Consider the following 13613-nt stretch of genomic DNA (forward strand, 5'->3'; position numbering starts at 1 on the left):
TATTGTATGAGTTGTAGCAGTTGCTCAACTAACAAAGACGGTGTACCTAACGGATGTAAGAGCAATGGAAATTGTGGAACAGGTACCTGCGGAAGTGGAAATAAACTTGCCGTTTTTGATTGGTTATCGAATATGACTTTACCTACGGGTGAAGCTCCATTTAATATTTTTGAAGTCCGTTTTAAAAACGGTCGAAAACACTTTTTTAGCAATCCTGAAAACCTTACCATTTCTATGGGAGATGTGGTTGCGGTAGAAGGTTCGTCGGGTCATGATGTAGGTATTGTATCGTTAGCAGGAGAACTGGTAAAAGTTCAAATGAAAAAGCGAAAAATTGATGCAGATAGTGAGGAAGTAAAGAAAATTTACAGAAAAGCTTCACAAAAAGACATCGATGTTTGGCAAGAAGCTAGAGATAGAGAGCCAGAAACCCAACGAAAAGGAAGAGAAATTATTAGTCGTTTAGGTTTAAAAATGAAACTTTCTGATGTTGAGTATCAAGGAGACGCTACCAAAGCTACTTTTTATTACACAGCTGATGATCGTGTAGATTTCCGTCAATTAATTCGCGATTTAGCAAGCGCTTTTTCTATTCGAGTTGAGATGCGTCAAGTAGGAATGCGTCAAGAAGCTGCTCGTTTAGGAGGGGTAGGGTCTTGTGGTAGAGAACTGTGTTGTTCTACTTGGCTAACCGATTTTAGAAAGGTAAATACCGCAGCGGCTAGGTATCAGCAATTATCGTTGAATCCGTTAAAATTAGCAGGACAATGTGGTAAGTTAAAGTGTTGTTTAAACTACGAGTTAGATACGTATTTAGACGCATTGCAAAGCTTTCCGAAGCAAGATAAAGTTTTAAAAACTGAAAAAGGAGATGCTGTTTTTGTGAAAATGGACATCTTTAAAAAATTACTTTGGTACACTTACAAAGAAGAAAGCTTTAAATGGTACAAACTGTCATTAGATCAAGTTCATGAAATTATAGAAATGAACAAAAATAATGAGCTTGCTTTACCGTTAGAAGAATACGAATTAGAGATAGCAGAAGAAACTCCAATAGATTTTGAAAATGTTGTTGGCCAAGACAGTTTAACTCGTTTTGATGCTCCTAAGAAAAGCAGAAATAACAGAAGAAGATCAAGAAAACCTGTAAGTAAAAAACCAGAAAATCAGGCTTCGGAGGCTAAAACAACAAGAAAACCTCAAGCAAAACAGGTAAAAAAGGCAGAAGGAGAGCCGAAACCAGATAAAAAACGAGTTGACAACAGAAAGCCAAGGCCTAAAAACAATCCGAGAAACAGGAAACCTAAACCTGAAGGAGGTACAACAGAGAAGCCAACTCAAGGGCAACAAAAAAAGCCTAGAAATCCGAGAAGAAAGAATAATAATCAGCGTAAAAAAAATAATAGCGATACTAAAAACAACCCCAATAATGAGAACTAAAATTGGTTTACTTTTTTTTATAGCTACACTAATTGTATCGTGTAAGTCAAATAGTGATTTTGATGAATATGTGGCACTTCCAAAGAGTGCTTGGCATAGAACAAATACGATACAATTTACATTTCCAGTTAATGATTCAATAAATAAGAAAAACCTATTTATAAATCTTAGAAATAATAAAGATTACGAGTACAGTAATCTTTTTTTGATAGCCCAAATGAATTTTCCAGACGGTCAAGTTATTGTCGATACTTTAGAGTATGATATGGCAGACGTTACAGGAAAGTTTTTAGGGCAAGGTTTTTCAGATATTAAAGAGAATAAACTTTTTTATAAAGAAAACATAACATTTCCAAGCACGGGAGATTATATCTTTAAAGTTCGTCAAGCTATGCGAAAAAACGGAGAAATTCAGGGCATAGAAGAATTAGAAGGAATAACTCATGTAGGATTTAGAATTGAAAAAACACAATAAATGACAAAGAAAAAAACAGCAAATTTTAGTAAATACATTAAATGGTTTTGGGGTATTATTATAGGAGGCTTTCTTACGTTAGGTCTTCTGTTTTTACTTGCCTCTTGGGGTGTGTTTGGTGCTTTACCTACTTTTGAAGAACTAGAAAATCCAAGAAGTGATTTAGCAACAGAAGTAATTTCTTCAGATGGAAAAACCTTAGGTAAATACTATGTAAATGCGAATAGAACTCCAATTCAATATAAAGATTTACCAGATAATTTAATAAAAGCTGTAGTTGCTACAGAAGATGAACGTTTTTACGAACATTCAGGAATTGACTTTAGAGGAACTGCTAGAGCGGTTGCTAACTTAGGAAGGTCAGGTGGAGCAAGTACCATTACACAACAGTTAGCTAAAAATTTATTTAACAGAGGAGGTTCTAGTAATATCTTTAAAAGATTATCACAAAAACTTAAAGAATGGGTTGTAGCGGTTAAGTTAGAGCGTCAGTACACAAAAGAAGAGATTGTGACGATGTACTTTAACACGCAAGATTTCATTTTTAATGCGGTGGGTATTCGTTCAGCAGCTCGTATTTACTTCGGGAAAGAACCTAAAGATTTAGATTTGCAAGAGTCTGCTATTTTAGTAGCAATGCTTAAAAACCCACGTCAGTTTAATCCACATAGAGAACGTTCAAAAGCGAAATCGTTAGTTCGTAGAAATGTAGTGTTTGGTCAAATGCAAAAAAATGGGTTTATAACGGAACAAGAAAAAGACTCATTACAAAAATTACCATTAAAAATAAATTTTACTCCTGAAAGTCATAGTGATGGTTTAGCCACTTATTTTAGAGAGCACTTACGAAGCTATTTAAAAGAATGGGCAAAAGAACATCCTAAGGCAAATGGTGAAGAGTATAATATTTATAGAGATGGATTAAAAGTTTATACAACGATTGACTCACGTATGCAACAATACGCAGAAGAAGCGGTAGTAGAACATATGTCTAACCTTCAAACGTATTTTGACAAAGAACAAAAGCGTAATAAAACAGCTCCTTTTTACGATATTAATGAAACTGAGATAGAAAGAATTTTACGAAGAGCTAAACTAAATTCAGATCGTTACCAACGAATGAAGGCAAATGGTAAATCTGAAAAAGAAATAGATAAGGTGTTTAATACTGCAACAGATATGCGTATTTTCACATGGAAAGGAGAACGTGATACGGTAATGACACCTTACGATTCTATTCGTCACTATAAATATTTCTTACGTTCAGGTTTGGTATCTATTGAACCTCAAACAGGTCATATCAAAGCTTGGGTAGGAGGTATTAATCACAAGTATTTTAAATACGATGCAGTAGAGCAACAAAAGCGTCAAGTAGGTTCTACCTTTAAACCTTTTGTATATGCGACAGCAATTAATCAATTAAAAATGTCTCCTTGTGATAAGTTGCCAAATACACCATATACTATTCCGAAGGAAAAATATGGAATGCCAGAAGATTGGACACCAAAGAATGCTGGAGGTAAATATGGTGAAGAGATAACCTTAAAAGATGCTTTAGCAAAATCGTTAAACGTAATTACAGCCCAATTAATTGATAAAGTCTCACCAATAAATGTGGTACGATTAGCAGAGTCTGCTGGAATAACATCTAAATTAGAGGCAAATCCGTCTATTGCATTAGGTGCTGTAGAATTATCATTAATGGAAATGGTAAGTGCTTATTCAACCTTTGCAAATAAAGGATTACGTGTAAGCCCGTTAATGGTTACGCGAATTGAAGATAAAAACGGAACTGTTTTACAAGAGTTTGTTCCAGAAACAAAAGAGGTATTAAGCGAAGAATCAGCTTATGTTATTTTAGATTTAATGCAAGGAGTAACGAAGGTAGGTTCAGGAGCACGTTTACGATCTAACTATACATCAGGAGGAGATGCGGTTACAGGTTTCCCTTACAGATTTACCAATCCGATTGCAGGAAAAACTGGTACTACTCAAAATCAATCAGATGGTTGGTTTATGGGTATGGTTCCTAATCTAGCAACTGGTATTTGGGCTGGAGGAGAAGATAGAGCTACACACTTTGCGGGGTTAAGATATGGTCAAGGTGCAACGATGGCACTTCCAACCTGGGGTATATTCATGCGAAAGTGCTATGAAGACAAGACATTAGACATCAGTAAAGGAAATTTTGAAAAACCAGAAAATATAAGTATTAATTTGGATTGTTCAAAAGTAACAGCTCCGGAAGAAGGCGAGGAAGAAGAAAACCTTAACGATACAGATTTTTAGTAACGAAGCTTTAAAACAACAACTATAATGATAAATAAAAAAGTAAATAACGTACAAGAAGCATTAGAGGGCGTAAAAGACGGAATGACTTTTATGTTAGGTGGATTTGGTTTATGCGGTATTCCTGAAAATGCTATTGCAGAGTTAGTTAAAATAGGAGTAAAAGATGTTACTTGTATTTCTAACAATGCAGGGGTTGATGATTTTGGCTTAGGATTATTATTACAAAATCATCAAATAAAGAAAATGATTTCTTCTTATGTTGGAGAAAATGACGAATTCGAACGTCAAATGTTATCAGGAGAGTTGGAGGTAGAATTAACTCCACAAGGAACTTTGGCAGAAAAGTGTAGAGCAGCACAAGCAGGTTTTCCAGCATTTTATACACCAGCAGGTTATGGTACAGAAGTAGCAGAAGGTAAAGAAACACGTGAGTTTGATGGAAAAATGTACGTACTTGAGCCTGCTTTTAAATCAGATTTTTCATTTGTAAAAGCATGGAAAGGAGATACTGCGGGGAACTTAATTTTTAAAGGAACTGCACGTAACTTTAATCCAAATATGTGCGGAGCTTCTAAAATTACGGTTGCTGAAGTAGAAGAGTTAGTTCCTGCTGGAGAGTTAGATCCAAATCAAATTCATATTCCAGGAATTTTTGTACAACGTATTTTTCAAGGAGAGAAATATGAAAAGAGAATTGAACAACGAACAGTAACTCCTAAATCGTAAATCATGGCATTAAGCAAAGAACAAATAGCACAAAGAATAGCTAAAGAATTACAAAACAAATGGTATGTTAATTTAGGAATTGGTATTCCTACGTTAGTTGCAAACTATATTCCTGAAGGAATTGAAGTTGAGTTTCAATCAGAAAATGGTTTGTTAGGAATGGGGAACTTTCCCTGTTGAAGGAACTGAAGATGCCGATTTAATTAACGCAGGAAAACAAACGGTGACTGTGTTAGATGGAGGGTCTATTTTTGATTCTGCAACTAGTTTTTCAATGATCCGTGGGCAACACGTACAACTAACCGTTTTAGGGGCGATGGAAGTGGCTCAAAATGGAGATATTGCCAACTGGAAAATACCAGGAAAAATGGTAAAAGGAATGGGAGGAGCAATGGATTTAGTAGCTTCTGCAGATAATATTATCGTAGCAATGATGCATACCAATAAAGCAGGAGAATCTAAATTGTTAAAGAAATGCTCGTTGCCATTAACGGGTGTAGGTTGTGTAACAAAGATTGTAACCAATTTAGCGGTATTAGAAATTAAAGACAATAAATTTTACTTGTTAGAAAGAGCTCCAGGAGTTTCTGTTGAAGAAATTCAAGCAGCCACTGAAGGTACTTTAGTAGTCGAAGGAGATATTCCTGAGATGAACTTTTAACAAAATTATAGGATAAAAAAAGACGTAAAGCATTAAGCTTTACGTTTTTGTATTTTAAATAAATAGATGAAAATAATTTCATACAACGTAAACGGAATACGAGCAGCACTTAAAAAAGGATTTATCGATTGGCTTCAAGCTGCAAATCCTGATGTAATCTGTATTCAAGAAACAAAAGCACATAAAGAGCAGTTAGATGTAACAGAGTTTGAAAATGCAGGATATCCATATCACTATTGGTTTTCAGCAGAAAAAAAAGGATATTCATCTGTGGCTATTTTCTGTAAAGAAGAACCAAATCATGTAGAGTACGGAACAGGAATCGAATCAATGGATTTTGAAGGAAGAAACCTTCGTGTAGATTTTGATGAGGTATCTGTAATGAGTATGTACTTACCTTCAGGAACGAACAGTGATCGATTAGATTATAAGTTCAATTATATGGATGAAATTCTTGAGTATGCTACTGAGTTAAGAAAGGAAATTCCGAATTTAGTTATTTGTGGAGATTATAATATTTGTCATGAAGAAATAGATATTCATAACCCAAAAATGAAAGGTGTTTCAGGGTTTTTACCTGAAGAACGTGAGTGGTTAGGAAAATTTATAAATAGTGGTTTTATTGATAGTTTCCGTCACATACATCCAGAAAAACAAGAGTATTCATGGTGGAGTTATCGCGCAAATGCCAGAGCGAATAACAAAGGTTGGCGTATTGATTACAATATGGTAACTGAACCATTGAAAGATAAAATTTCAAGAGCATATATTTTACCAGAAGCGAAGCATTCAGACCACTGTCCGATTGCAGTTGAATTAGATTTATAAAACCCAAAATGAAAAAACTACTATTACTACTACTTTTTACAACATCCATAATAGCACAACAACCTGCAGATAGTCTTTTAGTGGCTAAAGACAGTATTAACGTTGAGCTGATGGTAAATGATTCTATAAATCCAATACAAAATCAAGAGTTATTTTCTACAAAGGATTTAAAAATGATTGATAGTTTGTTGGTAGAAGAAAAATTTAATTCTTCGTTGTTTGACAGTATTCAATATGTTATTAACGATAAAGATATTTTAGGTAATTCAACAACAATACTTACTACAGAATTGTTAAAGAAAAGATTACACGATTTAAATGTAAAAACTCCTTTTCATTTAGAGTACAATCCTGCGTTAGAAAAAGTAATTAACAGCTATTTAAAATATAGAAAGAAATACTATCCAGCTTTAATGGCGCGTGCTCAATATTACTTTCCAATGTTTGAGCGATATTTAGACCAGTACGACATTCCTCTAGAAATGAAGTATTTGGCAATTGTTGAATCTGCGCTTCGTCCAGATGCCCGTTCTTGGGTAGGAGCTACCGGTTTATGGCAGTTTATGTACGGAACAGGTGTTCAGTTTGATTTAAAAGTAAATTCGTATGTAGATGAACGCCAAGATCCTGTAAAATCTACCATTGCAGCATGTCAATACTTAAGTCAATTATATAAAATTTTTGGTGATTGGGATTTAGCTTTAGCTGCGTATAATTCAGGACCTGGAAATGTATCAAAAGCAATAAAACGTTCTGGTGGGTATAAGAATTATTGGAATATTCGTCCGTTTTTACCTACAGAAACAGCAGGCTACGTTCCTGCATTTTATGCGACAATGTATATTTTTGAGTATGCAGATAAACATCATATTTATCCAGACGCACCTAAAATCTTCAATTTTGAAACAGATACAATCCGTGTAAAGAGAACTATTAGTTTTGATCAAATTTCAGAGAAAACAGGTATTAATTCTGATTTATTATCATTTTTAAATCCGTCTTACAAGCTAGATATCATTCCATATGTAAAAGAAAAGAATTATGCTGTTCGATTACCTCGAAGAGATATGATTGAGTTCTTAGAAAAGGAAGAAGAAATTTACGCATTGGCTAACGAAGATGATGCGAAAAGAGAAAAACCATTACCTAAGTACTTTGAAATGGATAAACGTATTCGTTACAAAGTACGAAGTGGAGATTATTTAGGAAAAATAGCGAATAAGTTTGGTGTACGAGTTAGCGATATTAAAAGATGGAATGGTTTACGAACCCATCATTTAAAAATAGGCCAGCGATTAAGTATTTATCCGAAGAAAATGGCAATTCCAAAAGAGGTTTCACAAAAGAAAGTAGCAACTCCAAAAGGCAAGCATGAGGTTTATGTTGTTAAGTCTGGAGATTCTTTATGGACAATTTCTAAAAAATATCCTACAGTTTCTATTGAAGAAATTAAAAAATGGAACAATATTTGGGGTGCTAAAAGTTTAAAGCCAGGAATGAAGCTTAAAATTTTTAAAAGTTAAAACCAATTATTTAAACGCTATCAACTATGAATAAACTATTAACCTTTTTTGTATTGATTTTTATATCAATATCATGTAAAACAGAAGGAGGAAAAAATAATCATGTTTTACCCACATCAACAGGTAACACCAATAAAATTTTGGTAGTTATAAAAGGAGTTGATTGGGAAGGAAGAATTGGAGATGAAATCCGTACTACTTTTGGAGAGCATCAAGTGGGTTTACCGCAACCAGAAACATTATTATCTGTAAGTCAAATAGATCCTGTAGGCTACAAAGGTTTTATAAGGAATGCAAAGGCTGTTTTAATAGTTAGAGAAGGAGAAAATGAGAAAATAGTAGTTGAAAAAAACAAATACGCACAGCCTCAAATATTAGTTTATGCAACAGCAAAAGATAAAGAAGGTATTGTAAATTTAATCCGAAATAGAGGAAAAGAAATCTTGCAATTATTTAAAGATGAAGATGTTAAATTTATTCAAAGAATTTTCAATAAAGAAAAATTAGACGAGAGTAAATTTAAAACAATTAAAGATTTAGGTGTTACAATTACAATTCCTGAAAGGTATAATTTAGTTGAAGATACAGGTGAATTTTTATGGTTACGTCAACACTTAAAAAGTGGAATTGCTAGAGGAGACGGATCGAATAATATATTAGTATACAGTTATCCGCTAGAAGACGAAGCTAAAGTTGCAGATAATATCACCAATATGAGAGATGTTATAGGTGAAAAATACATTCCTGGAAGCAAAGAAGGAATGTACATGATTACTGAACAAGCCTATACACCGTTTACGTATGATGCAGAAATAGATGGAAAAAAAGCCTATGAAACTAGAGGTAAATGGGAAGTGAAAAATGATTTTATGGCAGGGCCTTTTATTAATTATACTATAGTTGATAAAGAGCACAACCGAGTAATTGTTTTTGAAGGATTTACTTATGCACCCTCTGTAAATAAAAGAGATTTTATTTTTGAACTAGAAGCAATCGGAAAGTCGTTAACAATAAAATAGCCCCGACTAACAAAGACTAAGTAAAGCATCAATTTAAAAATTGATGCTTTTTTTATGTAACAAAATTCAGGGATGATAGACTTATAAAATAATCAACCAAATTAGTAACCAAATGATTGCACATTTTTTAAAACTTGAGTGGAAACAATTTTTTCGCTCCTCTTATTTTGGGAAAAGTATTGCACTAAAAATTATCATGGGCTTTTTTGCCTTGTATATGTTAGCGTCTTTTTTAATGATAGGTTTAGGAGGCTATTTTTTTATTAAAAAAGAATATCCGAATACAGACCCTTTGTTTTTTGTAAATGGAATTATCATTTTCTTGTTAGTAGCCGATTTAATTTTTCGCTATTTAATGCAAAAACTTCCTGTGCTGAATATTAAACCATTTCTTGGATTACCCATAAGAAAGGAAAAGTTAGTACATTTTGTATTAGGCAAATCAGCCTTTTCGTTTTTCAACTTCATGCCGTTGTTTTTTTATGTTCCTTTTTCAATAGTACTAATAGGACAAGGTTATAACGCTTTGGGAGTTGTAGGATGGTTGCTTTTAATGATTACACTAGTATTAAGCGCTAACTATCTTAATTTTTTAATTAACAAAAATAACTATGCACTAGGAATAATGGTTGCTGTTTTAGCACTATTGTTTTTGGTAAACAAATACGAAATATTCAACATTACTGAGTTTTTTGCACCAGTTTTTCAATCAGTATATAACAATCCAATAGTTGCTCTTTTAGGAGTGTTTTTGCTTGCAGGATTGTATTATTTGAACTTTAAATTCTTACGAAGTAAAGTATATTTAGATGACGCGATTAAAAGTAAAGAAGAAGTAGCTAGTACTACTGATCTGTCTTTTATTGATAGGTTAGGAGATGTAGCGCCATTTATAAAAAACGACATCCGACAAATCTGGAGAAACAAACGTACTAAAACAGTATTTTTTATGTCTTTTTTGTTTCTTTTTTACGGAGCTATTTTCTTTGGACAAGACACCTATCGAGAAAAAATGCCTGCTTTTTTAGTCTTTGCAGCAATATTTATTACCGGAGGTTTTACACTTAATTATGGGCAATTTATTCCTGCTTGGGATAGTGAATATTATAAGATGCTTATGAGTCAAAATATTCGTTATCGAAAGTTTTTAGAAAGTAAATGGTACTTAATGGTTGTGGTATCGGCAGGATTATATCTTTTAAGCATTCCATATTTATATTTTTATGGATTAGACATCTTTTTGATGATTACAGCTGGAGCTATTTTTAATATCGGATTCAACTCATTGTTTTTACTATTTGCAGGAGCGTTCAATAAAAAACGAATCGACTTAAATAAAAGTGGATTTTCAAACTATCAAGGAACTAGTGCAACACAGTTTTTAATTATCATTCCTATTATGGGGGTTCCAATGTTCTTATTTTGGATTTTTAACAAGTTTGTAGGATTCAATTCTGGTGTTTTAGCAATTGCTATAACAGGAGCAATTGCCTTAGTGTTCAAAAATTACTTTATGAATAGGATAGAAAAGAGATACATTAAAAATAAATATGCTGCAATACACGCATTTAGCCAAAAATCATAACCAACCTTAAAAGAACTAAAATGATTTCAATACAAAATATTTCAAAAACCTACGGAACAGCACAAGTTTTAAACCTTGAAAATATAGAAATTCCTAGCGGACAATCTTTTGGATTGGTAGGAAATAACGGAGCAGGAAAAACTACGTTGTTTAACTTGTTGTTAGATTTGATTCGACCTACGACTGGAGAAATTGTAAATAATCAAGTAGTAGTGAATAAAAGTGAAGATTGGAAAACCTTTACAGGATCGTTTATCGATGAATCTTTTTTAATAGGTTATTTAACTCCTGAAGAATATTTTGATTTTGTAGGAGATTTACGCGGAATGAACAAAGCCGATATACAAGGTTTCTTAACTCAGTTTGAAGAATTTTTTAATGGTGAAATCTTAGGGAAGAAAAAATACTTACGAAGCTTAAGTAAAGGAAACCAGAAAAAAGTAGGTATTGTTGCTGCAATGATGGGGAATCCTCAAGTAGTAATTTTAGATGAACCTTTTGCAAATTTAGATCCAACCACTCAAATCAGATTAAAAAAGCTAATTAAAAAATTAACTGAAAATAACGAGGTAACCGTGTTAATTTCTAGCCACGATTTAAGTCATGTTACCGAAGTTTGTGAGCGCATAGTAGTTTTAGATAAAGGAAACTTAGTAAAAGACATTCACACATCACAAGAAACATTACAAGAGTTAGAAAGCTATTTTTCTATTTAAAATAGGGTTAAAATCACCTTATAATTATTATTTTTACCTTTTTACGTACAAAAAAGACAATTATAACGTTGTTGTACAGTAAAAGCTTTATTTTATGAAAAAAGGGGGCAAAATAATAGTATTCAGTGTTTTAGCAGCTATCGTATATTCGTGTAGTGTTAAAAAGGACGCTTTTTTAAATAGAAGTTACCATGCTGTTACCACCAAATACAATGTGCTTTTTAATGGAGAACAAGCGTATTTAAAAGGCCTTGAAGAAATTCAAGAAAAACATGAAGATAACTTTTGGAAACGTTTACAAATTGAACCTATTACGTTTGATGAGAGTACAATAGATACTAAAGTACTAACTCCAGGTACAGGTTTTAATACTGGAGAAGAAGACGAAGAGAATAAAAATCTTACTCCTTTTGAAAAAGCAGAAGAGAAAGCTGTAAAAGCAATTCAAACCCATTCAATGAACATTAATGGGTACGAAAAAAATAGTCAAATAGATGATGCTTATCTTCTTTTAGGAAAATCAAGATACTACACACAGAGATTTATTCCAGCGTTAGAGGCGTTTAACTACGTTATAGTTAACTACCCTAAAGCAAACTTGAACTACGAAACCAGAATTTGGAGAGCTAAGGCAAACATTCGTCTAGGAAATGAAAAAAGAGCGATTCAAACATTACGATTATTATTAGATGTTTTAGACGAAACGGAAAAGATCGGTAAATCGACTAAAGAGCAAGCCTATACAGCTATGGCAATGGCGTATGAGCAAACAGATACGATTCAAAAAGTAGTAGATTACTTAAAATTAGCCACTACAACAAATTACAATAAAGAACAAACAGCGCGAAACATGTTTGTTTTAGGGCAAGTGTATAGTGAATTAGATAGAAAAGATTCTGCTCGAATGGTGTTTAAAAAACTAGCAGAAAGTAGAAAAGCACCAGATAGATTCCGTATTAGAGCAGAAATAGAATATGCTAAAAATACTCCGAACGATTCAGCATCTATAGTAGTGTTGGCAAGAATGAAAAAACTCATAAAGAATACAGATAATCGTAAGTTTTTAAACGCACTGTATTATCAAGCAGGAGTTTTAGAAGAAGGAAGAAATAACTCTGAAAAAGCAGTTGAGTACTATAAAAAATCACTACAAGCAAAGCATAATAATAACTATCAAAAAACGTATGCCTACGAACGTTTGGCAGATATGGCTTTTGAAAAAGAAGATTATCTACTAGCAGGTTCGTATTACGATAGTGTAATGCAGGTGGTTTCTAAAGAATTTGATCAAGAAAAAAGAATCCGAAAAATCCGAAGAAAAAATAAAGGACTTACTACTTTAAGACAATACGAAGAAACAGTGAAGAACAACGACAGTATTCTTCAATTAGTAGCTATGACTCCCGATGAAAGAACTTCTTTTTTTGAAAGCTATATAGAAAAAATTAAAAAAGAAGACGAAGAAAAACAACAGCGGTTGTTAAATGCGCAAAACTTCGGAAATAGTTTTGGAGGTGGTGCTTCAATAAATAGTGTAGCAAATAAAGGAAAATGGTATTTCTACAATACACAAGCTCTTAATTTTGGAAGAGGAGAGTTTCAAAAAATATGGGGAACACGCCCTTTAGAAGATAACTGGAGATTGTCAGATAAGTCAATAAATACTGTCGAGAACACATCAGCAAATGCAGAAGGAACAAAAGTTAATCCAAGATATGAGCTTTCAACCTATCTAGATGCGATTCCAACCGACGAACAAGTAATTACAAATTTAGTTTTGGAACGTAATGAGGCATTGTATCAATTAGGGTTGATTTACAAAGAGCAGTTTATAAATCATGCACTAGCCATTAAGAATTTAGAACGCTTAAGAGAAGTAAGTACAGATGATAAGTTAGAATTACCAATAAGCTATCACTTATATCAAGTTTATAAAGAACAAGGAGATATAGCAAAATCTAATGAGTATAAAAATATCATTTTACAAAAGTATCCTGAAACAACGTTTGCTCAAATAATTAAAAACCCTGACGTAAAGTTAGTAACGGAGAAAAAAGAAGATGAAATTTTAAACAAGTATAAAGAAGTTTACTATTTGTATAAAGAAAATAAATTTGAAGAAGCTGTTAATGAGATAGATAATTTTTCTTCTTCACTACAAAATTCAAATTTAATTCCTAAATTCGCACTCCTAAAAGCCCTAGCAATAGGTAAATATCAAAATAAAGAAACCTATAAAAAAGAGTTAGAGTTTGTTGCGGTTAGTTATGCAACTACCGAAGAAGGTAAAAAAGCAAAAGAAATCATAGAACAATTAAATAAAACATAAATCCCTTAAATTCCCCTAA

At 32.9% G+C, this 13613-nt stretch carries 10 protein-coding genes and 1 pseudogene; all 11 read left to right on the forward strand.

From position 1 onward, the window contains the following. Nucleotides 1-6: 6 nt before the first annotated feature. The 11 genes and pseudogenes from AC3VI6_RS05970 (at nt 7) to porW (ending at nt 13594) form a co-directional block, all read left to right on the forward strand. A complete protein-coding gene (locus tag AC3VI6_RS05970) occupies nt 7-1440 on the forward strand; it encodes a regulatory iron-sulfur-containing complex subunit RicT (protein ID WP_298997399.1) in 1434 nt (477 codons plus the stop codon). After that, nucleotides 1430-1915: a gliding motility lipoprotein GldH gene (locus AC3VI6_RS05975; RefSeq protein WP_298997397.1), complete on the forward strand. Its 486-nt coding sequence runs from the start codon at nt 1430-1432 to the stop codon at nt 1913-1915. Before AC3VI6_RS05970 ends, AC3VI6_RS05975 begins: the two co-directional genes overlap by 11 nt. Next, the gene (locus tag AC3VI6_RS05980; protein WP_497705509.1) at nt 1916-4204 is read left to right on the forward strand and encodes a penicillin-binding protein 1A; all 2289 of its coding nucleotides are present in this window, start codon (nt 1916-1918) and stop codon (nt 4202-4204) included. 27 nt (nt 4205-4231) lie between these two features. After that, nucleotides 4232-4933: a CoA transferase subunit A gene (locus tag AC3VI6_RS05985; protein WP_497705510.1), complete on the forward strand. Its 702-nt coding sequence runs from the start codon at nt 4232-4234 to the stop codon at nt 4931-4933. Nucleotides 4934-4936: 3 nt separating this feature from the next. Continuing rightward, a pseudogene (locus AC3VI6_RS05990) lies at nt 4937-5594 on the forward strand (3-oxoacid CoA-transferase subunit B). 66 nt (nt 5595-5660) lie between these two features. Further along, the gene (locus AC3VI6_RS05995) at nt 5661-6422 is read left to right on the forward strand and encodes an exodeoxyribonuclease III (RefSeq protein WP_408034403.1); all 762 of its coding nucleotides are present in this window, start codon (nt 5661-5663) and stop codon (nt 6420-6422) included. A gap of 8 nt (nt 6423-6430) precedes the next feature. Continuing rightward, nucleotides 6431-7945 carry a lytic transglycosylase domain-containing protein gene (locus AC3VI6_RS06000; protein WP_497705511.1) on the forward strand — a complete coding sequence of 505 codons (1515 nt, stop codon included), beginning with the start codon at nt 6431-6433 and terminating at the stop codon, nt 7943-7945. Nucleotides 7946-7971: 26 nt separating this feature from the next. Then, on the forward strand, nt 7972-8964 hold the full coding sequence (locus AC3VI6_RS06005; RefSeq protein WP_497705512.1) for a DUF4837 family protein: 993 nt from the start codon (nt 7972-7974) through the stop codon (nt 8962-8964). A 112-nt stretch (nt 8965-9076) separates the two neighbouring features. Further along, nucleotides 9077-10549: a DUF5687 family protein gene (locus tag AC3VI6_RS06010; RefSeq protein ID WP_497705513.1), complete on the forward strand. Its 1473-nt coding sequence runs from the start codon at nt 9077-9079 to the stop codon at nt 10547-10549. 20 nt (nt 10550-10569) lie between these two features. Continuing rightward, entirely contained in the window at nt 10570-11265 is a 696-nt protein-coding gene (locus AC3VI6_RS06015) for an ABC transporter ATP-binding protein (protein WP_274634290.1), read from the forward strand. Nucleotides 11266-11359: 94 nt separating this feature from the next. After that, nucleotides 11360-13594, forward strand: a complete 2235-nt coding sequence (gene porW, locus AC3VI6_RS06020) for a type IX secretion system periplasmic lipoprotein PorW/SprE (protein ID WP_497705514.1) — start codon at nt 11360-11362, stop codon at nt 13592-13594. Nucleotides 13595-13613 lie beyond the last annotated feature (19 nt).

The sequence above is a fragment of the Tenacibaculum sp. TB-56 genome (assembly GCF_059716275.2).